The organism is Thermococcus sp. 21S9 (assembly GCF_012027635.1).
Taxonomy (GTDB): domain Archaea; phylum Methanobacteriota_B; class Thermococci; order Thermococcales; family Thermococcaceae; genus Thermococcus.
In genome coordinates this window covers 16,847-41,765 of the sequence record NZ_SNUS01000001.1, presented here as the reverse complement: position 1 = coordinate 41,765, position 24,919 = coordinate 16,847, and the positions used below count along the sequence as shown (strand labels likewise).

The 24,919-nt window shown below is 55.5% G+C and carries 27 protein-coding genes; 10 read left to right on the top strand and 17 right to left on the bottom strand.

Going from position 1 to position 24,919, the window contains the following annotated elements; genetic code table 11:
• Positions 1-18 precede the first annotated feature (18 nt).
• Complete coding sequence (locus E3E28_RS00225; RefSeq protein WP_167913576.1) at positions 19-2,532, bottom strand: CDC48 family AAA ATPase; 2,514 nt, start codon at positions 2,530-2,532, stop codon at positions 19-21.
• Positions 2,529-3,284: a hypothetical protein gene (locus E3E28_RS00220; RefSeq protein WP_167913575.1), complete on the bottom strand. Its 756-nt coding sequence runs from the start codon at positions 3,282-3,284 to the stop codon at positions 2,529-2,531. Before E3E28_RS00220 ends, E3E28_RS00225 begins: the two co-directional genes overlap by 4 nt.
• Before the next feature lie 123 nt (positions 3,285-3,407).
• On the opposite strand from E3E28_RS00220, the gene E3E28_RS00215 reads away from it, so the two are divergent.
• Complete coding sequence (locus E3E28_RS00215; protein ID WP_156927381.1) at positions 3,408-3,548, top strand: hypothetical protein; 141 nt, start codon at positions 3,408-3,410, stop codon at positions 3,546-3,548.
• Positions 3,549-3,626: 78 nt separating this feature from the next.
• Positions 3,627-4,829, top strand: coding sequence for a gephyrin-like molybdotransferase Glp (gene glp / locus E3E28_RS00210; protein WP_167913574.1), 1,203 nt, complete (start codon positions 3,627-3,629; stop codon positions 4,827-4,829).
• Here glp and E3E28_RS00205 read toward each other — a convergent pair.
• Positions 4,826-5,911 carry a 26S protease regulatory subunit gene (locus E3E28_RS00205; protein ID WP_167913573.1) on the bottom strand — a complete coding sequence of 362 codons (1,086 nt, stop codon included), beginning with the start codon at positions 5,909-5,911 and terminating at the stop codon, positions 4,826-4,828. The two genes, glp and E3E28_RS00205, sit on opposite strands and share 4 nt — an antisense overlap.
• 117 nt (positions 5,912-6,028) lie before the next feature.
• Between E3E28_RS00205 and serS the strand changes: the two genes are divergently transcribed.
• Entirely contained in the window at positions 6,029-7,396 is a 1,368-nt protein-coding gene (gene serS / locus E3E28_RS00200) for a serine--tRNA ligase (RefSeq protein ID WP_167915039.1), read from the top strand.
• A gap of 130 nt (positions 7,397-7,526) precedes the next feature.
• Here serS and E3E28_RS00195 read toward each other — a convergent pair whose 3' ends face one another.
• Genes E3E28_RS00195 through E3E28_RS00185 form a run of 3 tightly spaced genes read right to left on the bottom strand, consistent with a single transcriptional unit; the run spans position 7,527 to position 8,890 of the window.
• Positions 7,527-7,991 carry a type II toxin-antitoxin system VapC family toxin gene (locus E3E28_RS00195; RefSeq protein ID WP_167913572.1) on the bottom strand — a complete coding sequence of 155 codons (465 nt, stop codon included), beginning with the start codon at positions 7,989-7,991 and terminating at the stop codon, positions 7,527-7,529.
• Entirely contained in the window at positions 7,972-8,142 is a 171-nt protein-coding gene (locus E3E28_RS00190; protein WP_014122469.1) for a hypothetical protein, read from the bottom strand. Before E3E28_RS00190 ends, E3E28_RS00195 begins: the two co-directional genes overlap by 20 nt.
• Positions 8,143-8,185: 43 nt before the next feature.
• A complete protein-coding gene (locus tag E3E28_RS00185) occupies positions 8,186-8,890 on the bottom strand; it encodes a nucleotidyltransferase domain-containing protein (RefSeq protein WP_167913571.1) in 705 nt (234 codons plus the stop codon).
• Between the two features lie 82 nt (positions 8,891-8,972).
• Between E3E28_RS00185 and E3E28_RS00180 the strand changes: the two genes are divergently transcribed.
• A complete protein-coding gene (locus E3E28_RS00180; protein ID WP_167913570.1) occupies positions 8,973-9,395 on the top strand; it encodes a hypothetical protein in 423 nt (140 codons plus the stop codon).
• Here E3E28_RS00180 and E3E28_RS00175 read toward each other — a convergent pair.
• The 6 genes from E3E28_RS00175 to minD form a co-directional block, all read right to left on the bottom strand.
• The gene (locus tag E3E28_RS00175) at positions 9,382-10,563 is read right to left on the bottom strand and encodes a hypothetical protein (RefSeq protein WP_167913569.1); all 1,182 of its coding nucleotides are present in this window, start codon (positions 10,561-10,563) and stop codon (positions 9,382-9,384) included. The two genes, E3E28_RS00180 and E3E28_RS00175, sit on opposite strands and share 14 nt — an antisense overlap.
• 61 nt (positions 10,564-10,624) lie before the next feature.
• Positions 10,625-11,644 (bottom strand): L-threonylcarbamoyladenylate synthase, encoded by a 1,020-nt coding sequence (locus E3E28_RS00170; RefSeq protein ID WP_167913568.1) that lies wholly within the window; start codon positions 11,642-11,644, stop codon positions 10,625-10,627.
• A gap of 40 nt (positions 11,645-11,684) precedes the next feature.
• Complete coding sequence (locus E3E28_RS00165; protein ID WP_167913567.1) at positions 11,685-12,713, bottom strand: glycosyltransferase family 4 protein; 1,029 nt, start codon at positions 12,711-12,713, stop codon at positions 11,685-11,687.
• Between the two features lie 21 nt (positions 12,714-12,734).
• Entirely contained in the window at positions 12,735-14,174 is a 1,440-nt protein-coding gene (asnB, locus tag E3E28_RS00160; RefSeq protein ID WP_167913566.1) for an asparagine synthase (glutamine-hydrolyzing), read from the bottom strand.
• Between the two features lie 96 nt (positions 14,175-14,270).
• A complete protein-coding gene (locus tag E3E28_RS00155) occupies positions 14,271-15,011 on the bottom strand; it encodes an ATP/GTP-binding protein (RefSeq protein WP_167913565.1) in 741 nt (246 codons plus the stop codon).
• Positions 15,008-15,745 (bottom strand): cell division ATPase MinD, encoded by a 738-nt coding sequence (gene minD / locus E3E28_RS00150; protein WP_167913564.1) that lies wholly within the window; start codon positions 15,743-15,745, stop codon positions 15,008-15,010. The genes E3E28_RS00155 and minD overlap by 4 nt, the downstream gene beginning before the upstream one ends.
• A gap of 69 nt (positions 15,746-15,814) precedes the next feature.
• Between minD and E3E28_RS00145 the strand changes: the two genes are divergently transcribed.
• The 4 genes from E3E28_RS00145 to E3E28_RS00130 all read left to right on the top strand — a co-directional run bounded on the left by E3E28_RS00145 (position 15,815) and on the right by E3E28_RS00130 (position 20,525).
• The gene (locus tag E3E28_RS00145; protein WP_167915038.1) at positions 15,815-17,623 is read left to right on the top strand and encodes a PINc/VapC family ATPase; all 1,809 of its coding nucleotides are present in this window, start codon (positions 15,815-15,817) and stop codon (positions 17,621-17,623) included.
• Between the two features lie 48 nt (positions 17,624-17,671).
• A complete protein-coding gene (locus E3E28_RS00140) occupies positions 17,672-18,040 on the top strand; it encodes a hypothetical protein (RefSeq protein WP_167915037.1) in 369 nt (122 codons plus the stop codon).
• A gap of 99 nt (positions 18,041-18,139) precedes the next feature.
• Positions 18,140-18,700 carry a Maf-like protein gene (locus E3E28_RS00135; protein WP_167913563.1) on the top strand — a complete coding sequence of 187 codons (561 nt, stop codon included), beginning with the start codon at positions 18,140-18,142 and terminating at the stop codon, positions 18,698-18,700.
• Between the two features lie 1,477 nt (positions 18,701-20,177).
• The gene (locus tag E3E28_RS00130; protein WP_167913562.1) at positions 20,178-20,525 is read left to right on the top strand and encodes a 6-carboxytetrahydropterin synthase; all 348 of its coding nucleotides are present in this window, start codon (positions 20,178-20,180) and stop codon (positions 20,523-20,525) included.
• A gap of 32 nt (positions 20,526-20,557) precedes the next feature.
• Here E3E28_RS00130 and E3E28_RS00125 read toward each other — a convergent pair whose 3' ends face one another.
• Positions 20,558-21,028, bottom strand: coding sequence for a DUF192 domain-containing protein (locus E3E28_RS00125; RefSeq protein ID WP_167913561.1), 471 nt, complete (start codon positions 21,026-21,028; stop codon positions 20,558-20,560).
• A gap of 98 nt (positions 21,029-21,126) precedes the next feature.
• On the opposite strand from E3E28_RS00125, the gene pfdA reads away from it, so the two are divergent.
• Entirely contained in the window at positions 21,127-21,552 is a 426-nt protein-coding gene (pfdA, locus tag E3E28_RS00120; protein ID WP_099211341.1) for a prefoldin subunit alpha, read from the top strand.
• A gap of 35 nt (positions 21,553-21,587) precedes the next feature.
• The gene (locus E3E28_RS00115) at positions 21,588-21,878 is read left to right on the top strand and encodes a prefoldin subunit (RefSeq protein ID WP_099211343.1); all 291 of its coding nucleotides are present in this window, start codon (positions 21,588-21,590) and stop codon (positions 21,876-21,878) included.
• Here E3E28_RS00115 and E3E28_RS00110 read toward each other — a convergent pair.
• The 4 genes from E3E28_RS00110 to E3E28_RS00095 are packed head-to-tail and all read right to left on the bottom strand — an operon-like array spanning position 21,868 to position 24,918.
• Complete coding sequence (locus tag E3E28_RS00110; protein ID WP_167913560.1) at positions 21,868-22,419, bottom strand: 2-oxoacid:ferredoxin oxidoreductase subunit gamma; 552 nt, start codon at positions 22,417-22,419, stop codon at positions 21,868-21,870. The genes E3E28_RS00115 and E3E28_RS00110 overlap by 11 nt on opposite strands.
• The gene (locus E3E28_RS00105; RefSeq protein WP_167915036.1) at positions 22,416-23,261 is read right to left on the bottom strand and encodes a 2-oxoacid:ferredoxin oxidoreductase subunit beta; all 846 of its coding nucleotides are present in this window, start codon (positions 23,259-23,261) and stop codon (positions 22,416-22,418) included. Before E3E28_RS00105 ends, E3E28_RS00110 begins: the two co-directional genes overlap by 4 nt.
• The gene (locus E3E28_RS00100) at positions 23,261-24,409 is read right to left on the bottom strand and encodes a 2-oxoacid:acceptor oxidoreductase subunit alpha (protein WP_167913559.1); all 1,149 of its coding nucleotides are present in this window, start codon (positions 24,407-24,409) and stop codon (positions 23,261-23,263) included. The genes E3E28_RS00105 and E3E28_RS00100 overlap by 1 nt, the downstream gene beginning before the upstream one ends.
• Complete coding sequence (locus E3E28_RS00095) at positions 24,406-24,918, bottom strand: 2-oxoacid:ferredoxin oxidoreductase subunit gamma (protein WP_167913558.1); 513 nt, start codon at positions 24,916-24,918, stop codon at positions 24,406-24,408. The genes E3E28_RS00100 and E3E28_RS00095 overlap by 4 nt, the downstream gene beginning before the upstream one ends.
• Between the last annotated feature and the right edge of the window lies 1 nt (position 24,919).

The following is a 24,919-nucleotide window of genomic DNA, read 5'->3' as shown; positions in this document are numbered from 1 at the left end:
AACATTTAGCTGAGATACTCAGAACGTATAGTAGTCCACACCCCCGCGCTCCCTCTCGGGCTTCCTCTTTCTGCCCTCCTCGAAGTTCTTGTAGTAATCAATCATGTAGGGTGTTATGCTGGGCTTGACCTTCTTCATGGCCTCCTCGAAGTCCCTCCTCGAGACCTTGAGCTTCTCGAGGAACTCCTCGCTCTCGCTCTCAACGAGCTCGCTCGGCAGTTCGCGCATGACCCTGCGCATCGCTATGAGCGCCGCTTCCCTGACAAGGGCTTCAATGTCAGCTCCGGAGTAACCTTCGGTCTTCTTGGCGAGCTCGGCAAGGTTGACGTCCTTCGCGAGCGGAACGCGCCTCGTGTGAACCTTCAGTATCTCCAGCCTGGCCTTTTCGTCGGGCGCTGGAACGAGCACGAGCCTGTCGAAGCGTCCGGGCCTCAGCAGGGCTGGGTCGAGTATGTCGGGCCTGTTCGTTGCCGCTATAACAACGACGCCACTGTTCCTCTCTATGCCGTCCATCTCAGTTAACAGCTGGTTGATGAGCCTGTCCGTAACGCGGTCGCCTTCGGCACCTCTCGCGGGCGCTATCGCGTCAATCTCGTCGATGAATATCACCGTTGGAGCCGCCTGGCGGGCCTTCCTGAATATCTCCCTTATTCTCTTCTCGCTCTCGCCGACCCACTTGCTCAGAACTTCCGGCCCGCGGATTCCGATGAAGTTGGCCTCGCTCTCGTTCGCTACTGCCTTGGCGAGTAGCGTTTTACCAGTTCCAGGCGGGCCGTAGAGGAGTATGCCCCTTGGGGGGGTTATGCCAAGTCTTTCGAACGCCTTCGGGTACTTGAGGGGCCATTCTACTGCCTCCCTGAGCTCCTGCTTAACGTCTTCGAGACCTCCAATGTCGTCCCAGCGGACGTTGGGAACCTCTATGAGAACCTCCCTGAGTGCCGACGGCTCGACCATCTTGAGGGCCTCGTAGAAGTCCTCCTTCCTGACGCGGAGCTCCTGAAGGACCTCCGGCGGTATCTTCTCCTGCTCGGGACTTATCTTGCCCTCGTTTATCAGTCTCCTCAGGACGACCATCGCGGCTTCTCTGGCCAACGCCGCGAGGTCCGCTCCAACGAACCCGTGGGTCTTGTCGGCAATCTCCTCGAGCATCTTGTCGATGAGTCTGCTCCGCACTTCAGCGTAGACTTCACCCTCGCTCTTGAGGGCCTCCTTGACCTCTCTTTCATCCTTTGCATCCTCAACCCTGCGAATCAGAGACTCGAGCTTCTTTCCATCAAAGGACGCCTTGGATTTCATCTCCCGTAGAATCCTGAGGACAGTGGCCTTGTCGTAGTCCGGCTCAAGGGGCATTCCTCTGGTGTGTATCTGGAGTATCTCCTTTCTGCCCTGCTTGTCCGGGACGCCAACCTCTATTTCCCTGTCGAAGCGCCCGGGTCTCCTCAGTGCGGGGTCAATCGCGTCCGGCCTGTTGGTTGCTGCGATGACGATTACCTTGCCCCTGCTCTTCAGACCGTCCATCAGCGTCAGCAACTGGGAAACAACCCTCTTCTCTACCTCCCCAACAACCTCCTCCCTCTTCGGTGCTATCGCGTCAATCTCATCGATGAAGATTATGCTCGGAGCGTTTTCTTCGGCCTCCTTGAAAATCTCCCTCAACCTCTCCTCGCTCTCGCCGTAGAACTTGCTCATTATCTCCGGCCCATTGATAGCTATGAAGTGGGCGTTTGCCTCGTTGGCGACGGCCTTGGCGAGTAGGGTCTTACCGGTTCCTGGCGGGCCGTAGAGGAGGACCCCCTTCGGCGGTTCTATGCCAAGACGCTCGAAGAGCTCCGGGTGTTTGAGCGGAAGCTCGACCATCTCGCGAATCTTCTGAATCGCGTCGCTCAGGCCACCGATGTCCTCATAGGTGACCTCAGGAATGCTCTCCTCGCGGACCTCAACGGCCTGGGGGAGAACCTCCACTTCGGTGTTGTAGGTTATCTGGACGATTCCCTTTGGGACGGTGCTGACCACAACGAACTTAAGTTCGCCGAAGCCGAGTGGCATCGCCTCAAATATACCGCGCAGTAGGTCGTCAAAGGGAGAACCGCCGTAGTAGGTCTCGCTCCTGTTGCTCGCGACGAGGAGGTCACCCTTGACGACGGGCCTGCCGAGGAGGTTCTGTTTGACCAAATCCCCTGGAATCTGGATGAAAACCCCCTTCTGGGCCGGTGCAAGCACTACTTTCTTCGCTTCCTGCACCTCAGCTCTTCTCACCGTCACGTAGTCGCCTATGCTCACGCCGGCATTCCTTCTGATGTAACCGTCCATCCTGATTATGTCGAGTCCCCTGTCGTCCGGGTGCGGATTCGCCACTATCGCCGCTGTCGTCTTCTCGCCGACCAGCTCAACGATGTCACCTGGCTCGACGTCAAGCTGTTTCTGATACTTCCTGTCAAAGCGAACTATGCCCCTGCCGACGTCCCTCTTCAGGGCCTCGGCAACCCGGAGCTTAACCTCATCAACTTTCTCCGGTTCCTTTCCGAATATCATCTTGAACGCCTCCTGTGAAGCTCAATCGCCTCCTCAAGGGTCAGGTTCCCAAGGGCAACCTCCCTCGCGAGGCTTGAGGGAATTGTTATGTTACCGCTCAGCTCTCTACTCCTCCTTTTAATGTCCTCGATTTCCCTTTTCGTGGGTTCTTTTACCTCGAGGAGCTCCCCTATTGTCGTCTCCCTTCCGCCCCTCAGGCCGATGTTGATTGAGGCAACTATATCGACGACCGAAGAGCTTTCGATTCCGCCGACTTTTGGCGTCGTTCTGAACTCGTTGACGACGATTATAGGGTAATCGTAGCCGAGCATCTCGCCGAGGGCTTTTAGGGTCATCGTCCTGTGTCTTTTAGCGCCGTGGCCGATTTTTATTCTCGCACCGGGATACTTCTCAAGCAGGTCAACAACGATTTCAACGTCCCTCGGGCTTCCGAGGCGGTGAACCTCTATAACCCTTCCATCCGCCACGACGCTCAAACCCGGTCTCGCTCCGGGGTCTATTGCGATGAAGACGTTCTTAAACCTCTCCCTGCCTTCGAGCTTCGCGAGGAGCTCATCTATAAAGTTCTCATCGTGAACGATGACCTTGACGGGGAAATCCACCTTGTCTCTCTCACCCGTCAGGACGACCTCAACATCGTAGGGAATCCTCTCGCCAACGCGCAGGCTCAGGAAGGGGATATGGTACTCCCTCAGGACCTTCGTGGCGGTGTAGTAAACCCTCGCGTCCCCTGTGACAATCGCAACCCTCATGGTTCTCACTTCTCCCGGAGGATATAAACCTTTTTCGAAGTGCCCTCGGGAGCATCCGAACCTTTTAAATTTTTGGAATAAAGTTTATAGGCCATTGAACCAAATTCCAGGCGAGGGGAGAGTATGGACCCACCCAAGAAGAAGAAAGTGGTGGATGAGGAAGAGGAGTTCCTCGACGAGGAGTTCGAGCTGGAGGAGTGGGAGGACGAGGACTGGGAGGAAGAGTGGGAGGACGAAGACTGGGAAGATGAGGACGAGTGGTGAGTTTTTCTTTTCCCGTTAAACACTCCCGCTTACGCAACCCATTTATACGTCAGCGTTTTCTTTTCTCCCGGTGATATAATGGCGTTCCTGAAGGTTGTGCCCCTTGAAAAGGCCCTTGAGGTCATAGACTCCTTTCCGCTCGAGCCTGAGGTCGAGAGGGTTCCTCTGGGCGAGGCCCTCGGCAGGGTTCTTGCAGAAGATATCGTTTCGCCGATAAACGTGCCACCCTTTGACAGGGCCACCGTTGACGGCTACGCGGTTAGAGCGGAGGACACCTTCATGGCGAGCGAGAGCGAGCCCGTCAGGCTCAAGGTAATCGGCGAGGTGAACGCGGGTGACTCTCCAGACTTCGAGCTGAAGCCCGGCGAGAGCGTCTACATCTCCACCGGAGCGCCCCTACCAAAGGGCGCCGATGCTGTGATACAGTTCGAGGACGTTGACCGGGACGGCGACGAGGTAATCATCTACAAGCCCGCCTACCCAGGGCTGGGCGTCATGAAGGCGGGGGCAGACATACCCAAGGGCAAACTCCTCCTCAAGAAAGGCACGAGGCTCGGCTTCAAGGAGACCGCCCTGCTCTCTGCCGTTGGATTTGCCGAGGTTCCGGTCTTCAGGAAACCGAAGGTTGCTGTCATAAGCACCGGGAACGAGCTCGTTCTTCCGGGCGAGGAGTTGAAACCGGGCCAGATTTACGACATCAACGGGAGGGCCATAGCCGATGCCGTCAGGGAACTTGGAGGTGAAGCGGTTTTCCTCGGCATAGCGAAGGACGACCGCGAGAGCCTGAAGGCCCTGATAGAGAAGGGCGTTGAGTGCTGTGACATCGTAATCCTCAGCGGTGGTGCGAGCGGTGGGATAAGGGATTTGACCAGCTCGATAATTGAGGAACTCGGCGAGGTTAAGATACACGGCATAGCGATTCAGCCTGGAAAACCGACGATAATCGGCCTGATAGACGGAAAACCCGTCTTCGGCCTCCCCGGCTACCCGACGAGCTGTCTGACGAACTTCACCCTGCTCGTCGCCCCGCTCCTGAGAAGGCTCATCGGAAGGGAGAGCGAGGTCAGGAAGGTGAAAAAGAGGCTCGCCCACAAGGTCTTCTCGGTGAAGGGCAGGAGGCAGTTCCTCCCGGTGAGGATTGAGGGCGAGAAAGCCGTTCCGATACTCAAGGGGAGCGGTGCCGTCACGAGCTTCATTGATGCGGACGGCTTCATCGAGGTTCCTGAGAACGTGGAGATACTTGAGGCCGGGGAAGAGGTTGAGGTTACCTTCTTCGGCTAAACGCCGTACTCCTTTGCCCACCTTTCGTATTTCTTCAGCAGTTCCCTCTTGACGGGGCTCTTGACCCTTTTGAAGGCGTAGCGGAAGTCCTTGGCCTCAAGAGGCCTTATCGTGAGTTCCTTTCCCGCTATCGAGCCCACCTTTAGGGGGTCGCTCAGTTCGGGGTTCATTTCCTCCAGCATGTGGAGAACCGCGAAGGTGCAGGCGTTCGCTATCTCCCTTCCCGAGTAGAGCTTTTTCACCGCCACTCTCGCCAGGGATTCCAGCGTTACCCGAAGAGGAAGCCCCCTCAGGTGAATTGCAAAGATTTCTCGCGCGCCTTCCTCATCCGGCAGTGGCACGTAAATCCTGAGCGGGAAGCGGGAGAGCATGGCCTCGTCGAGGTCCCAGGGTGCGTTGGTCGAGGCGAGCGTGATTACTCCCCCTGAGTCCTGAAAGCCGTCCATCTCGGCCAAAATTGTTCCCAGGAGCCTCCGCCCGGCGTCCTCCATTGAGGAGCGCTTCATTGCGAGTGCATCGAACTCGTCTATGAAAACGACGCTTGGAGCCTTCTGCCTCGCGAGGGCGTAGATTGACGACGCTATCTTGCTCGACTCTCCGAAGTACTTGCTGAGGACGTCGCTGACCTTGACGCCTATGAAGGTGGCCTTCATACTGCCGGCGAGGGCCTTTGCAAGGAGCGTCTTTCCCGTCCCCGGTGGGCCGAAGAGTAAAACTCCCCTCCAGGGCTTGAAGCCTCCTGGAACCTTCGCCATAGTCATTCCGACGGCCTGGGCGAGGAGCTTTTTGGCTTCTTTCAGCCCGCCGACGTCCTCCCAGGTTACGTTGGAGGTAGTGATTAGCCTCTCCACACCGTTCGAGCGCTTTTTAACATCAACCTCGACGTTCTCTGCCTTCTTCTCCCAGTCCTCGGCCAGCTTGAGGTAGTAGTGCGAGAACTGCAACTCCTCGGATGCGAGCTTTCTCAAGAGGCCGGCGCACTGGAGGGCGAAGAAACGCGCCTTTCCCGCGTTGCCCTCCTCAAGGGCCCTCTCGTAGAGGCGCTCGTACCTGTGGAGAAGCGACGAGTAAGCCACCTTCATCGCGCCGGCCCCTCCGAGGACTTCGGCGCGCGCTCTTATAGCGCTTTTGTGTAGGTGGTTGTGTAGCTTAGGAAACCTTTTTTAAAGGCCTCCCCGTTCTTTGGTTAGGTGTTGGCTATGCTCGACATAAAGCTCATCCGCGAAAAGCCCGAGGTCGTCAAAAAGGACCTCATCAAGAGGGGCGAAACCGAGAAGGTCAAATGGATTGACGAAATCCTTGAACTCGACAGGAAGTGGCGCGAGAACCTGAAGAAAATTAACCAGCTCAGAAAGGAGCGCAACCAGCTTGCCATACAGATAGGCAAGCGCAAGAAGGCTGGAGAGCCGATAGACGACCTCCTCGCGAGGAGCAACGAGATAGTGAAGCAGATTGAGGAGCTTGAGAAGGAAGTTGAAGAGCTGAGAAAGAAAATAGACTACTACCTCTGGCGCCTGCCCAACATCACCCATGAGAGCGTTCCCGTCGGTGAAAGCGACGAGGACAACGTGCCAATAAGGTTCTGGGGCAAGGCCAAGGTCTGGGAGGGCTTCCTTGAGACCTTCAAGGAGCAGAGCCTCGGAAAGATGGAGTACGAGGTTTTGAGCTGGAGGCCGAGGCTCCACGTTGACATGCTTGAGCTCCTCCGCGGTGCGGACCTTGAAAGGGCCGCGAAGGTGAGCGGTTCGCGCTTCTACTACCTCCTCAACGAGCTGGTAATACTGGATTTGGCTTTAATCCGCTTCGCCCTCGACAAGCTCATCGAGAAAGGTTTCACCCCCGTCGTTCCGCCCTACATGGTGCGTCGCTTCGTCGAGGAAGGTGCCACCACCTTCGAGGACTTCGAGGACGTTATCTACAAAGTTGAGGGCGAGGACCTCTACCTGATTCCGACGGCAGAGCACCCGCTCGCCGGAATGCATGCCAACGAAATCCTCGACGGAAAAGATTTGCCCATCCTCTACGTCGGCGTTTCACCGTGCTTCAGGAAAGAGGCCGGAACGGCTGGAAAAGACACCAAGGGAATCTTCAGGGTGCACCAGTTCCACAAGGTCGAGCAGTTCGTCTATTCGAGGCCCGAGGAGAGCTGGGAGTGGCACGAGAAGCTCATAGCCAACGCCGAGGAGATATTCCAGGAGCTTGAGATTCCCTACCGCGTCGTCAACATCTGTACCGGCGATTTGGGTTACGTTGCAGCTAAGAAGTACGACATCGAGGCCTGGATGGCGGGCCAGGGCAAGTTCAGGGAGGTCGTTTCGGCGAGCAACTGTACCGACTGGCAGGCGAGGAGGCTTAACATACGCTTCCGCGACAAGACCCACGAGAAGCCGAAGTTCGTCCACACGCTCAACTCGACGGCGATAGCGACTTCGAGGGCAATCGTCGCTATACTCGAGAACCACCAGACGGAGGAAGGCGTTGTAAAGCTCCCGAAGGCCCTCTGGAAGTACACGGGCTTCAAGGAGATTCTGCCCGCGAGCATGAAGGAGAAGTGCTGTCAGGATTGAATCCCTTTTCTCCTTTTGTCTGCTAATAGTCTCTTACTTTTTGAACGGCGTGGGGTATAAGGGTTCATAAAGGGCTGTACTGTATGTAGTCCACGACTATTATTTGGCACACTCCCGAATGGCTTCTGCGCTAACCTAAGAGACCCAAAAGTTCCTCTTTCGAGGATACGATGTGGAGGTTCTCTTTTCGGCCAAGCTCCGTGAAATCCTCATCAAGGGTTATTATCCCGTCAAGTTTGTAGAAGAGCGCTGTTGCACCGATAAGGGCGTCGTTGGGCAAAAGGCCATACTTCTCAATGAGCTCTTTTGATATGTTGAAGATAAACTCGTTAGTTTCGAGGAACCGAAACAGCGAGAGAAGCTCATAAACTGGCTCTTTTCTAACTGCTTTAACGAGTTCTGGCCTTTTCTTTAGCGTTCTAAAACTCCTGCCCGTTGTGAACTTTAGGTAGATAAAAATGACTTCAGACGCTACAGTTTCGTTGATGTATCCAGCCACGTTCTCCTCAACAATCGCTTCGAGTATTTCTGTTGCCTCTGGGTTTCCCTTCAGGTGCTCTACGAGAATCGTCGAGTCAACCATAAAGCTCTTCATACAGCTCCACCTTGAGCTCCTTGGCTGGCTTTGGGGTTTTCAGAATTCCTGCCGTCTTTTTCAGAATCTCCCGCCTCTTTTCAAGTTCCTGGAGGTACAGGCGAACCTTCCTCTCAAGCTCTTTCGGAACCTTCAAATCAACAGTCTCCACGTTCCCACCATTCTTGATTTCTCGGAGAAGAATATAAGGGTTGCTAAATCCCTCCCCGCTCCCGCACCTTCCTCCGGACGTTCGGGTCGCGGTCGGCGATTATCTTCAAGGCCTCCTCAAAGGTCATCCAGTCCGGAACCTCCTCGTTGAGGTAGATGCCTGTCCTTCCAATCGCGTCCCTCCTCGTGAGGACGTGGACGCGCTCGGTAACGATGTCAACGCTCACGCCGAGGGTTTTCGCCACCTCGCTCTCCCTTCCAACGACTTCGCGCTCGATGTGTCCCCTTTCGGTGGGGATTATCAGAATCAGCTTCTTATTTACTCCCGGAACGCGCTCCTTTGTCTTGACGCCCCACAAATCAACGGCCCCTCCCCAGCGGTAGAAGTCCAGCTCCCTGTCGGTCGGCTCGATTAGAGGAAAGGTAACCGTCGTTTCCTCGTCAATCTCAATCACGCCCTTTATCAGGTGCCAGGGGGTCGCCATGACTATCTTCCTTCTCCTCACGAGGCCTTCCAGGGCCAGCTCTATGAGGTAGCTCGGAACTCTAATCGGGATGAAGATGTCTATGTCGCTGTCCCTCCTCACGTCACCCCTTGCGACGCTTCCGTAGAGCAGGGGGTCGAACTGGGACAGGCGCTCCATTATTTTCAAAGCCTTCTCGCGCTTCTCCCAGAGGTAGCGCCATCTCTTTGGGGTGTAGATGATTTCCCTCTCGTCCCAGACGCGGACTACCTTTTCCCTCGGCATCGGCGGAACTTCGGCGGGAACTTTTAAAGGCCTACCGATAGCGTTTTATACAACCCTGTTGACTTCGGGGTGGTGAAAGAAGATGCCGGTGTTGGGATACAACATAACGAAAGTTGAGATGGAAAAGCTGACGTCGAACATCCCCCCTGGACAGATTGAGGTCAAGCTCTCCCCGAAAATCGAGGAACTCCGCCTCGGTGAAATAAGGACCCCAACCGGGAAGATGAACGGAATTGAGGTTCTCTTCGATTACCAGATTGAGTACAACCCCCAGATAGCCAGGGCTTCCGTAAAGGGCTCGATACTGTACATGCCCCCCCAGAAGGACAGGGTTGACGATATCCTTACTGCGTGGGAAGACGAGAAGAAGCTGGACTCCGTCCTTCTCGTTGAGGTCGTTAACTTCCTATCAATGGAACTCACGCCGATGCTGATAGTAATAGCAAAGGAGATGCGCCTCCCCTACCACGTTCCGATTCCGAGGGCCGAGCTCAGAACTCAGTGATGCCCTCTGCTTCAAGTATTTTCCTTCTTATCTCCGTCAGCTCGTCCCTGCTCTCGAGTATCTTGTCCGCGACCTCGAAGGCCTTCGGAAGGTTGTTTTTCTTAAGGTGGAACTCCACCACGTCAACCTCATTGAGAACCTCCACTGAGCCTTTCTGAGAGGCGTAGACCTTCGCAACCGCGAGCCTTACCCGGGTTCTGTGGTGAAGTCCGCTCATCAACTCGAGGGCACTCTTGTAGGCGTTCATCGCTTCCTCGACCTTTCCAACACCTATCAGTGCCTCTGTGACCTCCATGAGCTTCTGGGAGGCCATCTTATCGTCCCCGGACGCGCGGTGGGCGCTGACGACCTGGTTGAGCATCCTGATGGTGTTGATGCCTATCAGCTTTGCCCTCCCGCTGTTCCCAGCGAGCAGGTAAGCGTACTGGGCCTTAACGAGGTAGCTCGTGGTTCCGTCGAGGTCTCCTTCGGAGTAGGCCAGCTTGCTGGCCCTCTCGTAGTTCTTCGCGGCGGTGTCCATCATCTCCTTGAAGTGGGCGTCGTAACCGAATATGACCTTCGTGTAGCGTGCCAGTTCGTAAAACGCATCTGCCGCCGCGCCTGCGTCCCCTTCTCCAAGCTTTGCCTCAGCAATCTGGCCGTAGAGGCTTATGAGCTTCTCCGCGACCTTTCTTGCTTCTTCCTCAGAGCCCGCCAGCCGGTAATAGCGGAACGCCGACTCGTAGGCCCTTATCGCGAGAGGTATGTCACTCGCCTCCTCGTAGGAGTTTCCGAGGTCCTCGTATATGCTGGCGAACTCCAGTGCGTACTTGCCAAGCAAGCGGGTGTCGTTGAGGGTAGCGAAGACCTCAAGAACGCTGAAGCAGTAATCGTCGAGAACGTCTATGTCAACCTCGGGCTTGGAAATCTCTTCCTCGATGAGGTCTATGTAGAGGTAAGCGCTTTTGAGGAGTGAAGGTCTCGCCTTCTCGATTCCAGCCCGCTTGGCCAGGAAGTAGCCCAGATAACGGTACAGTCTCGCGGCGTTCTCCTTATCACCTCTCGCCTCGTAGCCCTTGGCTGCCCTAAGGATTAGTTTGAGCCCATCCTTGGCTTTACCATTGTCTATGTATTTGAACCCGAGCTCCTCAAGTTCCTCAGGTGAAGAGTCAATACCCGGCGAAATCAAAGTCCTCACCCCGCCCACTCGAATCGGGTTGATTTAATCGAAAGCAATATTTAAGCGTTGCCTAAGCGCGAATTATTCGGTAACCCGAAGCCTTCCTTAGCCTGTTCATAACCGCGAGCCCGAGTCTCCGCTCTTCAACTCCCTCGGCGATTATAACGTCCACTCCGCGCCTGTCGAGCTCCCTAAGGGCTCTGAACAGGTTTCTGGCAACGTCTTCAAGGGTTTTTCCAAGGTGGAAGAACTCGTCGGCCTCGAACTCCTCGGTGGCCATAACGCCGACGCGGTAGCCCTTTGAGCGGTACTCCGCAACGAGTTCCTCAATCTTCTCTCTAACCTTTTCCCTCGGCCCCTCGACAACTATAACCGGAGCGTTCGGCGAGTAGTGCCTGTACTTCATTCCCGGCGCCCTCGCGAGGTCAACGGCCTTCCCCTTAACTGCAGGGTGAATCTCGACCGGGCCGATGACCTTCTCAATCTCCTCCAGCGGTAAGCCACCGGGTCTGAGGAGCGTCGGCCTCTCGGAGCTTAGGTCTATCACCGTCGACTCGACACCTACCCACGTTGGTCCGCCGTCGATTATCGCCTCTATCCTGCCGTAGAAGTCATCGACCACGTGCTCCGCCAGGGTTGGACTCGGCTTTCCGCTTATGTTGGCGGAAGGAGCAGATATAGGCTTGCTGGCCCTAATAAGTGCGAGCGCTATCGGGTGGGCCGGCATTCTCACGGCAACGGTGTCGAGTCCGCCGGTAGTAACGAGCGGAACCTCTTCCCTCTTCGGCAGGACCATCGTTAGGGGCCCCGGCCAGAACCTCTCCGCCAGGAGCTTGGCCTCCTCTGGAATCTCCCTCGCGAGCTTCTTAAGGTCGTTGAAATCTGCGATGTGAACTATGAGCGGATTATCTGCTGGCCTACCCTTGGCCTCAAAAATCCTCCTCACGGCGTTTTCGTTCAGCGCATCTGCACCGAGACCGTAAACCGTCTCCGTTGGAAACGCGACCAGCTTTCCCTCTATGATGAGCCTCCCGGCGACCTTAATCTTCCTCTCATCCAGACCGTCTCGCATGTTTATCACAATCGTCATGCTCTCACCCGTGGAAATCCCTAAAAAAGCCGTTAAAAACCTATCCCGTGAGGGACTCGTAAAGGGCTTCAACCTCAATCGCGACCTTCTTCCATGAGTAGAACCGGGCGACGCGCCTTCCAATTGTCCCGACCTTCCGGTTCACCTTCGGCTCGAGGAGCGTTCTCACGGCCTCAACGAGCTCGTCAAAGCTCTCAAAGGTCAGTCCGCTCTTTCCCTCCCGTATCAGCTCTGGAATCGCGCTTACCCTTCTTCCGATGGCCGGAAGACCGAGGAAGTTGGCCTCCAAAATCACGAGGCCGAAGCCTTCCCTCTTCGAGGGGAGGACGAGAAGCTTGCTTTCCGACAGGATTCTGTCCACGTCTTTCCTGTATCCGAGGAAACGGACGTTGCCCGGGGCGTTCTCTTCAAGCTCCTTCCTCAGCGGACCGTCACCGACGACGAGGAACTCCTCCCCCGGAAAGTGCCTCGCGAGCTCGATGAAGGTTTCGGGCGACTTGTACTCCCTGAATGCCCCGATAAAGGTGATGTACCTCCTCTCCGCCGGGATTTCCTCCAGCCTTTCAACGCCGTTGGGGATTACCCTGACGTTTTCTGCTCCAAGTCTCTGGGCGAGCTTGGCGAGGTAGTGGCTGACCGCTATAACGGCGTCCGCCATCTCAAGGCTCTTCCGGACATAGAGCCGGCCGAGGGTTAGCTTTGCAGTGTGCTCCAAATCGCTTCCGTGGGCAGTGACCACGAGCGGAAGGCTGAGCCTCTCCTTCGCCAGAACGCCGGCGAAGCTGGTCGTTCCAACGAAGTGGGCGTGAATTATATCGAACCCGAAGCGCCGGTGGAGTTCCACTATCTTCCCCGCGCCGAGGAATGCGAAGCTCGTCCCCCTCAGCCCGTAAACCGGCGGAACCCTGACCTGATGAACTAAGTCCTTCTCGAAGTCCCTCGGCTTGACCGGGCCGTAGGTGAGAACATGAACCTCGTGCCTCTTTCTCAACTCCCGGACGAGGTTGTCGAGGTGCCTCGCGACGCCCCCGCCGTGAGGTGGATAGTGGCCGACCATGAGGATTCTCATGTGTCCGGATTGGAAAAAGGGTTAAAAAGCGTTTGGAAAGGTCTCGCGGAAGAGCTTTTCGGCAAATTCTCTCAGCGAGAGTCCTTCCCTCTTCGCGAGCTTTTCAAGGAGCTTCTGCGCCCTGCTACCGTACTGCATGGCCTTCTTCTCCCGGTTCGCTATCCACTCCGGGACTCCGAGCCTTAAAGCAAGCCTCCGGAGGATTACCTTCCTCTCCCCTCCTGCTATCTTGAGCTCGCCCGGAGTCCTTAGGGCTATGCCGACGACCGGGAGCGAGAGGAACGGGAAGCGCCCTTCGACCTCGTTGAGCATCGCTATCTTGTCATCGCGCGCGAGGTTCCGCTCGGCTATGTTGAGCAGGTCTTCCCACATGAGCTCGGGCCTCTCGATGTACTTCGCGTAGCCCCCGAAGAGCTCGTCCGCCCCCTGCCCGCTCAGAAGAACCTTTACGCCGTCCCTTTTAGCGAGTCCGGTGGCGAAGTAGAGGGGAATCCCTATGGCGAGGTTCATCGGGTTCGGTTCCTCTATGGCGAAGATGACCTTTTTGATGGCCTCTTCAACGTCGTCCAAGTCGAAAACCCTCTCCCTCAGCTCCCAGCCGAAGTGGTCGGAAACCTTCCTCGCCCACTCCAAATCCGGACTGTCCTCGGTTCCTGCCGTGTAGAGAACAACGTCCGAGTGCCTCGACGCAAGATAGGCGATGAGCGTGCTGTCAAGCCCGCCGGAGAAGAGTATCCCCGTCCTTTGGGAGCTCCTAAGCTTTACCGCGTAGTCAAGGACGTTTTCAAGTCCCTTTAGAACGCTCTCACCCGAGAGAGTCTTTCCCTTCAGGCACTCCAGTGAGAACAGTCTCGCGCGCCGGATTCCTTCTCCCAGAACGACGAGTTCACCGGGTTCGACTGGAATTGCCCTCTCTCCAATCGCCCAGAGAACCTTCTTCTCGCTGGCGAAGAAGCCGTTGGGCGAGAAGTAGAGGGGCCTTATCCCCACCGGGTCCCTGAACAGATAAATCCTCTCTCCGTCGGAGAAGGCCACCGCGTAGTCGCCCTCAAGCCAGCGCATCGCCTCCTTGACTGAGTGGGGGAAGCTCAAACCCCTTTCCTTCAAAAACTCGATTAGGCGAAGTATCACCTCCGTGTCAACGTCGCTCTCGAAGGAAACACCCCTCCCCTCAAGGAAATTCCGAATCTGGATGTGATTGTAGATTTCGCCGTTGTGGACGAGGGCTAACTCGTTAACAAAGGGCTGTGTGAAGGTTTTTGAACCGGTCATAGCTAATCTGCACTGAAGGATGCCTATTTTTCCGTCTGGAACCTCGCCCAGCCTCGAGAAGTCGTTCGACTTGAGAACTCCCCCGTCCGTCCAGACGCCGAAGCTGTCTGGCCCGCGGTGCTTTCCGGCTAAGGCCATCCTTATGAGCCTCTCCCTGACCTCACCGATTCCACCGGCGATAAGGCACATGCTCTCACCCATCTTCCTTCGAGAGGGAGGAGAAAAGCCTTCGCCCTTTCCACTTGGGAGAGTTTGCAGGGAAAAGAGCGTTTCCTGAACGCTCGTTCACGTCAGGTCTCCGCAGGTGCAGTAATGCTCATAAGCCACTGTCTCAAGCTCGTCGAAGCCTTCCCTCGTTTTGGCCGAGAGGTAGAGAACCCTCGTCGGTGGGGCCAGCTCCGGAAGCGTTGAGCAGAGCTTGTAGGCGAGCAGTCCTTGGGTGGAAGGCTCGAGCTTGAGCCTCGCCGTGAGGTATTCAACGTCGTCGAGGTACTTCCTCAGCTCGTCAACGCTGGCCGTGTCTATTTTGCTCAGCGCCGGAACGGTCGTTATGCCGAGCCTGAGGTCTATCATGAGGCCGAAGAAGAGCGCGAAGCAGAAGTCGGTCGGCTTCCTCAGTATCTCCGGGGAGAAGAGGTAGACGCCGAGGGCGTCGGGAAAGGCCTCCATGAGCTTTACCCCGAACTCGTGGAAGAGGAAGGTCTCCATCTGGCCGGGAGTGTCTATAAGAACGTAGTCGCTTCTCCCGTCGAGCTCCCGGATTCTTTCGGCGTAGTCATTGACCTTCGGAACGAGGAGGTCGTAGCTCCTGACTATCGCCCCGTTCGGGCCCAAACCTTCTTCCATGAGCTTCCAGGCGGTAACGTCGTCGCGCACATCGATGTCCGGCCGGTAGGGGAGCTTTCTAACGCCCGTGTCGAGGTTGACGTACGAGACCGAGTAGCCGTTCTCCTCGAGGTACTTTCCAAACTCGGCCGTTAGGGTTGTCTTCCCGCTCCCGGCGGTGCCTATGAAGGCCAGAATCATCCCATCACCCTCGCCTTGAAACCCGCTATCCTCACGACCGTCTCGGCCAGCTCGTAGAAGGCCTTCGCGCCGTCTGACTCGGGGGCGTACTCGACGACGGGGACTCCCTCAAGCGTCGCCTCCCTGACCTTCGGGTCCTCCGGAACGACAACCAAAAGCGGAACCTCCATGACCTCCTCGGCAACGTCCGGCGGAATGTCGTTGTCGCTCCTGCCGTAGCGGTTGAGGACGAAGCCGAGGACGGCCAGACCGGCCTTCTTGAGGACGATTCCAACCTTCATGGTGTCGGTTATGCACGAGATTTCCGGGTTCGTGACGAGGATTACCTCCTCCCCGCTCATCATCGCGTTCATCGCGTCCATCTGAAGCCCCGCCGGGCAATCGATGATAATGAAGTCGTAGTGGGGCTTGAGGGGCTTTATCGTGCCCGGCAAACGCCTTGGGTCGGCCCTTATGACGTGTTCCCAGTCAACGGCCGCGGGAACGAGGTAAACGTTATCGTAGCTCGTCGCGTAGATTGCATCGTTAATCTGGGCCGTTCCGGCCAGAACGTCGTGAATCGTCGTCTCGGCATCGTCTATTCCCATAACAAGGCTCAGGTTCGCCATCGTTAGGTCAGCGTCAATCGCTAGAACCTTGTAGCCCATCTTGCCGAGTGCTATAGAAAGGTTCGCGGTGGTGGTCGTTTTCCCGGTTCCACCCTTCCCGCTCGCAATCGAGATTAATCGGCCCATCATCCCACCCCTTTAAGGTTGGCCTAAACCTTTATGAACCTTTAGCCTCAGCGAAGAGCGGTGAGAGAGATGAGGGTGTTCGTTCCAGACACGAGCGTGATAGTTGATGGAAGACTAACGCAGTTCCTCTCAACCCTCGACGAGAAGGTCAAGGTCGTCGTTCCGGAAGCGGTCATAGCTGAGATAGAGCATCAGGCCAACGAGGGGAAGGCGATAGGCCATACGGGCCTTGAGGAACTCAAGAAGCTCCGCGACATGGCAGACAGGGGAGAGATACTCCTCGAGTTCTACGGCGACAGACCGGAGCTCTGGCAGATTAGACGAGCCAAAGCCGGCGAGATAGATCACATGGTCCGCGAGACGGCAAAGCAACTCAACGCGACGCTCATCACCGGCGACCAGGTGCAGAGGGACATAGCCATAGCCAAGGGCATCGATGTGATTTATTTAACCGCCAAGAAGGAGGTTCGCCACCGCCTTGAGGACTTCTTCGATGAAACAACGATGAGCGTCCACCTTAAGGCCGGGGTTAAGCCCCTCGCCAAGAAGGGGAAACCCGGCGAGTGGAGGCTCGTCCCAATCCGCGAAGAACCGCTGAGCGATGAGGAGCTTGAGGAGATAGCGGACGACATCGTTGAGAGGGCGAAGAGAGAACCCGACAGCTTCATAGAGCTCGACGAGCCAGGAGCCACCGTCGTCCAGCTCAGGAACTACCGTATCGTCATAGCCAGGCCACCCTTCGCCGACAGGATTGAGATTACCGCGGTCAGGCCCGTCAAGAAGCTGAGCATAGAGGACTACGAGCTGAGCGAGAAGCTCCTTGAGAGGCTCAAGGACAAGGCCGAGGGAATACTCATCGCCGGTGCACCCGGTGAAGGAAAGACGACCTTCGCTCAGGCTTTGGCGGAGTGGTACGCGAGCATGGGCAAGATAGTGAAGACGATGGAGAAGCCGAGGGACCTGCAGGTGAACGAGGAGATAACGCAGTACACCGCTCTAAACGGCAAGATGGAACTCACCGGTGACATACTGCTCCTCGTCAGGCCGGACTACACGATATTCGACGAGATGAGGAAGACGAGCGACTTCAAGATTTACTCCGACCTCCGCCTGGCTGGCGTTGGAATGGTCGGAGTGGTTCACGCGACGAAGCCGATAGACGCCATTCAGCGCTTCATCGGAAGGGTCGAGCTCGGAATGATACCGCAGATAGTCGACACAGTGATATTCATCAAGGCCGGAAGGGTCGCGAAGGTTCTGACGCTCGAGTACCTCGTCAAGGTGCCGAGCGGAATGAAGGAAGAGGACCTCGCGAGGCCCGTCATAGAGGTTCGCGACTTCGAGACTGGAGAGCTCGAGTACGAAATCTACACCTACGGCGAGGAGATAAGCGTCGTCCCCGTCAAGAAGGAGGAGAAGGCCCCTGCCCTGAGGCTCGCCGAGAAGAGGCTCAAGCAGGAAATTAAGAAGTTCCTGCCCGATGTTTACACCGAGGTCGAGATAGTCAGCCCGCACAAGGCCGTGATTTATGCCGACGAGTTCGACATTCCGGCAATCATCGGCAAGAAGGGCAAGAGGATAACCGAGCTGGAGAGGAAGATAGGTATAAGCATAGACGTCAAGAGCTTCGCCGAGAGGGAGGCGCAGAAGCCCAAGGAGAAGATACCCGTCGAGGTCGAGGAGAAGAAGAAAACGATAGTCCTTCGCGTTTCGCCCGACTATGCGAAGAAACCGCTCAAGTTCTACGGCGGCGAGCAGTACGTCTTCACCGCGACGCCGAGCAAGAAGGGCCTCGTCAAGGTGAGCAAGAGCACGCCGATAGGCAAGGAACTCAAGAGGCTCATTCAGGCCGGCATACCAATCTGGGCCAGCACGTGAAGTCCAAAGCTTTTTTAATGCCCCTCCCAATTCTTTTTGGTGGTGTCCATGAAGTACGACGTCGTTATCATTCCGGAGAGCTTCCACAAGTTCGACAAGCACAATATGGAGCACATCTGCCCCCCGATGGTCATCGGGGACAGGAGCTACGACATAGCGATGGAGATAGTGAACGGCGTTGACAGGGTCATAAGGGCTAACTTCAACGCGAGCGTCGAGGAGCTTGAGGGCGAGGACTGCGACGTTCTTTACAGAAAGTACACGCTCGAGAAGGACGGCAGGAAGGGCATCGTCCACGTCAAGCTGAGGAGAATAGCCGAGAACTGCCCGCCGGTGGACGGGAACCGCTGTTCGGTTCTCGAGTTCGAGAGGGACGTTGAGTGCATAGTTGAGGCAATAGAGGAGTGCCTCGAGTAGGCTCGGTTGCGAGGGTACTCATCACGGTTCAGCTAGCGAAATTGTCGTCATCGCCCGTTCAACTTGGGCGCTTTCCTTTTAACGTTTGGGGGTGGGCGAATGCTCGTTCTGGCGTCGGCTTCACCGAGGAGACGGGAGATACTGTCGCGCTTCATCGCTGACTTTCACGTAATCCCGAGCAACGCCGAGGAGAGGTGTTCCAGCACTGTTCCAGAGGAGTGCGCCGTCGAGCTTGCGGGGCTGAAGGCGCGGGAGGTTTACTCCCGGACCGGCGGAACGGTCATCGGCGCTGACACAGTCGTTAGCATCGACGGAAAGATTCTTGGAAAGCCGAAGGATGAGAGAGAAGCCTACGAGATGCTCAAGCTCCTCAGCGGAAGGGTTCATCGCGTTACTACCGGCTACTGCATAATCCACGAGGGAAGAGAGATAACCGGCTCCGTGACGACGGAAGTCAAGTTCAGAGACCTTGATGACGAGCTAATCTGGGCCTACATAAGAACCGGCGAACCGATGGACAAGGCCGGGGCCTATGGAATCCAGGGAAAGGCGGGCCTCTTCGTCGAGTGGATTAAAGGCGACTACTACAACGTCGTCGGCTTCCCGATGGAGATAATATGGAAGCTCCGGGAGCTCGGTTTTGATGTGTTATCACGCTGAAGCGGGTGGGTTTTTGAAGTGTGGGCATATCTTGCTCCCATTTCAGTTTTAATCTGTCCTGTGGAGTTTGGGAATTGATTTTTGCTTTTTCATTGGTGTTGCCTCTTGTAATACTTTATGCCATTTAATGTAACTAATTTTCTTCGAAATGCTGAACAAAGCCCCGGGAGTCTATGGATTTGGCCAAAACCTGACGAAATCATGTTTCTCTGGGTTTGGCCTTCTTAGTTGGGTTTGTCTTAAATTTGCTGGCTTATTCTGGCTCTGAAAAACTAATTATTCTCAATGGGGGAGAAGTTTTTGAGTGCCCGTTGAACCTCTACACGCTCCTATTTCCCTTACGGGAGTTTTAATTCACGGGCTCAGGTGGCTCCTTTTTGGGAAATCTCCAGAAAGTCTTAAATATCCGGTAATCCTTCTTTCTTCGTTGGGCGAAAGAATGAATTTCGCGCCCTGTTGCAATAAGACTCGAAGAGAATTGAAAGAGGATAGCAACCAGCAGAGGCGTTAAGACCTGCAGGGGTTGCAATAAGACTCGAAGAGAATTGAAAGACATGGCGTTTAGCAATGGTGTAGTAGTCCTTACTCTGTTGCAATAAGACTCGAAGAGAATTGAAAGAAAACTAACAACAAGTCCCGCATCGGTGAGCTTCTTCATGTTGCAATAAGACTCGAAGAGAATTGAAAGTCTTCTTGAAGACATCAGTAAGAACCTTCACAATGTCGTTGCAATAAGACTCGAAGAGAATTGAAAGCTCCTCCTCCTGGGAGCTGGGACGGTTCTTATTGACTGTTGCAATAAGACTCGAAGAGAATTGAAAGCTAAGGAAAAAGTGTAGAACGTAGCGGGGCATTTATGTGTTGCAATAAGACTCGAAGAGAATTGAAAGACAGAGACCATCTCACCAGCGTTCAAGCTCTCCGACAAGTTGCAATAAGACTCGAAGAGAATTGAAAGTCAATCGTCTAAGCACCAACAACATCAATGCGGAGTGTTGCAATAAGACTCGAAGAGAATTGAAAGTCAATCGTCTAAGCACCAACAACATCAATGCGGAGTGTTGCAATAAGACTCGAAGAGAATTGAAAGGAGTGGTCCGAGGACGGCGGAGGCTAAGGCGGCTTATGTTGCAATAAGACTCTAGGAGAATTGAAAGTTTCTATGAGCTCAGCCGGCAGGTAAAGCGTCGTTACTGTTGCAATAAGACTCTAGGAGAATTGAAAGCGAAAGGCGACTGAACAGCCAAAGCCCGTCGCGGTTAGTTGCAATAAGACTCTAGGAGAATTGAAAGCCTGGTGGGTCCGCACGCGAAGTTTAAGTTTAAGCGTTGCAATAAGACTCTAGGAGAATTGAAAGTCTATATTTGGTTTCAGTCTCTTTATTGTCTATTTTTGTTGCAATAAGACTCGAAGAGAATTGGACGCCACCTGGGAAACCCTTATCAGCCGTGGAGGTTTTCTTATCTCGGTGGTTTGAATGAAGGCTAGGGTGATTGAACGCTTCCGGTTTGAATCCGCTCACGCGGTTCTCATCGACGGAAAGCCGGAGGAGATTCACGGGCACACCTTCCGGCTTGAGATTGCGGTTGAGGGGCCCCTCAGAAACGGCTACGTGATTGATTTCGTCGAGCTGAGGCGCATTGTGGAGGAAATCATCGGAAGGCTCGACCACAGGAACCTCAACTCCCTCTTCGAGAACCCAACGACGGAGAACGTCGCGCTCTGGATTGCTGAGCAGGTTAACGCGAAGCTCCCGGAGGGCGTTTCCCTAAAGCGGTTGACACTCTGGGAGGGAGACGAGAACGGGGTCGAACTGGAGTTCTGAGAATTCTTCTGGCAAAAACTCACTGCACGGAACTAATTCCTCTTGGCTTTCATTTCCTTAACGCTCTCCGCCATGGCGAAGCCGTTGGCCTTGTCAAAGGAGACCTTACCGGGGAGCGAGACCCTGACGGGAACGCTCTTCCCCTTCTCCTCGCTGACCTGCCAGCTTATTAAATCCCCTTCTTCCACGTCAAGGGCCCTGATGAGGCCGACGGGTCCCTCTATGATGTACTTGGCCGGTTTCTTCGGAGCGTAAACGCGCCACTTCTTTGCCCTCTTGAAGTCAACCACCCTCCTCGTTGAGTCGAGCCAGATTACGTCGATGTCGCTCAGCATGAAGAGCATGTGAATTGAAGCGTTGAGCCGGCTTTCCACGGGGAGTACAAAAACGAGGGCATAACTTACATTGCCCACAAGCATTAATCCCCTGAAGCGCTTGAAGAAGGTATCCGCGAGCTCAACACGCCCGTGCCAGACCCTGCCCTTCGTCTCGTTGATTATCATGTTCGATGCTTGGGGCTCATCTTAATAAGCCTGCCGGCGAAAAACTTTTAAACACAAAAGGTAACTAAAATATGGAAAACGGGAAGGGGGTGGTGGGAATGGCCGAGGAGAAGAAGGTTAGGACCCTTGAGCAGATTCAGGACGAGATTAGGAGCTACCTCGGTGAAATCGAGTACCTCAGGAGCCAGGTTGGAGCGATAGACGCTACCATTGCCGACCTCAGAACCGTTGACGCCACCCTTGCCTACATCAAGGACAAGGGTGAGGGCAAGGCAATCTACATCCCTCTCGGAAGTGGCATAGCGATAAAGGGCAAGATTGAGAACCCCGACGACGTCATCATGGACGTTGGAGCTGGAATCCTCGTCGGGGCCACAATCGACGAGGCCAGGGAGAACATCGAGAAGAGGATTAACGCCCTCATGAACCTCCGCCTGGCCCTGCTGAGGAAGATTGAGGAGGACACCAGGAAGGTCAACGAGCTCCTCAAGGAGCTCCAGGAGATGAGCCCCAAGAAGGAGTGACCCTCCTCGGCCATTCTTTTTTAGGGGGTGAGAGCGTGGAGGCAGTGAAGGCTTACGAGCTCGAACTTGAGCTCAGACAGGTTAGGGAGCTCAGGAAGGCGATAGAGCTCAAGATGAAGGAACTTGAATACGCCGAGGGAATCATAACGGCAACCAAGGCCGAGAGGAAGCTCTACAGGGCCTTCGCCGACCTGCTCGTCGAGGTGACGAAGGACGAGGCAATCGAGCACATCGAGAGAATGCGCCTGGCCTACAAGAGGGAACTCGAAAGGCTCAAGGAGAAAGAGAAGGAGATAATGGAGAAGCTCTCAAAGCTCAGCTCCTGAGTTCCTCCGCTATCTCAAAGCCCTTCTTGAGGGCCCTGACGTTTATTTCCTCTGTTCCCCGCGGAACGGCGTCGCGGACGGCCTTCTCTATCGCTTCCCTGCTCACTATCCCTGTCACGCCGACGAGTATGCCAAGTGTTAGAATGTTCATCGTCAGGCTTAATCCGGTGGTTTCCTCGGCTATCTCCGTCAGGGGCAAAGCGATGACGTTGAGCTTCTTCTCGAACTCCTCGTCGCGGTGGGGAACGAGGTCCTTCTCGACTATTACGGTGGCGCCTTCCTTCACGGTGTGGAGGTACTTGCTGTAGGCTTCCTGCGAGAAGAAGACCGCGTAGTCGGGGTGGATTGTTTTAGGGTAGTCAATCGGCTCGTCGCTTATAACCACTTCGGCCCTGCTCGCACCGCCCCTTGACTCCGGTCCATAGCTCTGGGTCTGGACGGCGTAGAGGTTCTCGTAGACAGCGGCGGCCCTTCCGAGGATGACGCTCGCCAGAATGACACCCTGACCGCCGAAACCGCTGAAGAGCACCTCCTTCCTCATTGCTCCCACCCCATCATCTTCTTCGCCCTCTTTATGTACTCCTGATACTCCCTCACGAGGCCGGGTCTGTCCCTGTCCGCGAACTCGCCGATTACTATCTTGCCCTCAAGCTCCTCCTCGCTCATCTTCTTAGCTTTGGCGAGCGGAACAGTTATCTTCTGGTACCAGCGGATTAGCTCTGGTGCCGTCTTCATCCGGTTCCTCCTTCCGAAGCTTATCGGACACGGGCTTAAGAACTCAACGAGCGTGAAGCCCTCCTTCTGGAGAGCCTTCTTTATGCTGTTGATTCCCTGGAGGTAGTTGAAGACAGTCCACCTTGCCACGTAGTTGGCTCCGGCGGAAACCGCCAGGTTGGCTATGTCGAATGGGTTCTCGAACTGGCCGTAGGGAGCGGTCGTTCCGCGCAGGCCCTTTAGAGCGGTCGGAGCGACCTGTCCGCCGGTCATTCCGTAGGTGAAGTTGTTGATGAGGATTACCGTAACGTCAAGGTTCCTCCTGATGGCGTGGATGAAGTGGTTTCCGCCTATTGCCGCGGCATCACCATCGCCCATGAAGGCGATTATCTTGAGGTCTGGATTAGTGAGCTTAATACCGGTGGCAAATGCTAAGGCCCTTCCATGCGTTGTGTGGAGGCCGTCGAAGTTCACAAATCCGGGAACGCGGGAGGAACAGCCTATTCCGCTCACCCAGACTATCTCGTCCTGGTTGAGACCGAGGTCGTCTATGGCCCTTAGGGTGAACTGGAGAACGCTACCGATTCCACAGCCCGGACAGAATATCGTGGGTAGCATGTCCTTTCTCAGGTATTTATCGCGGATTTCGTAAGCGGACTTCAGGTACATCATCCCACCACCCTTTCGACTATCTCCATCGGCGTGTGCACCTCACCGCCTATCTTGGCTATGAGCTCGACCTCCGCCTTTCCGTTGGCGCCTTCTTTGACGAGGTGGTAGAGCTGTCCGAGGTTCATCTCCGGCACGTATATCTTCCGCACGCGCTCTGCCAGCTCCTCAATGTACTCGAAGTCGAAGGGCCATATCGTGTTGAGCTTCAGCAGGCCGGCTTTAATTCCCTTCTCGCGGAGTATCTTAACTGCCCTCACTGCTGAGCGCGAAACTATTCCGGTCGTGACTATTGCGATTTCTGCGTCTTCGAGCATGAACTCCTCTCTGCTGATTATCTCGTCCTTGTGGTCGAGTATCTTCCTGAAAATCCTCTTTATGAGCCTCTCGTGGATTTCGGCATCGACGGTCTTCGGGTGGCCGTACTCGTCGTGCGTTAGGCCGGTAACGTAGGTTCTGTAACCCTTCCCGAAAATCGGCATCGGTGGTACTCCGTCTCCGTGCGGGTCGCCGAAGGGGAGCTTCGCTTCCTCCTCATTCTGAGGAAGCTTGCGGTAGATGGTCTCAATCTCCTCCGGCTTCGGAATGTAAACGCGCTCGCGCATGTGGGCTATCTCCGCATCGGTGAGCAGAACGACCGGCGTCCTGTACTTTTCAGCCAGGTTGAAGGCCCTAATCGTGAAATCAAACGCTTCCTGAACGGTTGACGGGGAGAGGACTATCAGCATGTGGTCGCCGTGCGTTCCCCAGATGGACTGCATTATGTCGCCCTGGGCCGGTAAAGTGGGCTGGCCCGTCGAAGGACCTCCACGCTGGACGTCAACGACCACAATCGGCGTTTCAGTCATCACGGCGTAGCCGAGGTTTTCCTGCATCAGAGAGAAACCGGGACCGCTCGTGGCAGTCATCGCCTTCGCTCCAGCCCAGGAAGCGCCTATTATCGCCGCTATGCTCGCTATCTCGTCCTCCATCTGTATGCTAACCCCATCGACGAGGGGCATGTAGAGGGCCATCGCCTCGAATATCTCGCTCGCCGGGGTTATCGGGTAGCCGGCGTAGAACCTGCAACCTGCTAAAATTGCCGCCCTCGCTATGGCCTCATCACCCTGAATGAAGTCGGACTTGCCGACCGGAAACGGGTACCTCATTTCAATCCCTCCTCATAACCGGCCCTGAAGGCCTTGATGTTTATCTCCTCGGTTCCTTTAGGAACGCGCCTTCTAATGGCTTCCTCAACGCTCTCCTTCTTCACGACATTGGTTTTCGCAACAAGGTAGCCGAGCGCGACCATGTTGACCGTCAGGGCGAGTCCGGTTGTCTCTTCGGCGATTCTTGTGAAGGGCGCACCGACGTAGTCCCTATCGGGCTTTACAAGGTCGGTCTCGATGATTAAAAGCCCGTCCTCCTTCAGCGAGTTCTTAACCGTGTCGTAGCCGAGCTGGTGAAGCGCGACGAGAACGTCCGCCTTTGTGACCATAACGTCGTAAATCGGCTCCTTCGAGATGATGACGTCCGCTATGGAGTGGCCTCCCCTGCTCGCGGAGCTGTAGTCCTGGGTCTGAAGAACGTTCAAACCCTCAATCGCGGCGGCCTCGCCGAGGATTACCCCAGCGAGAACAACTCCCTGACCGCCGATTCCGGCGAGCCTAATCTGCATG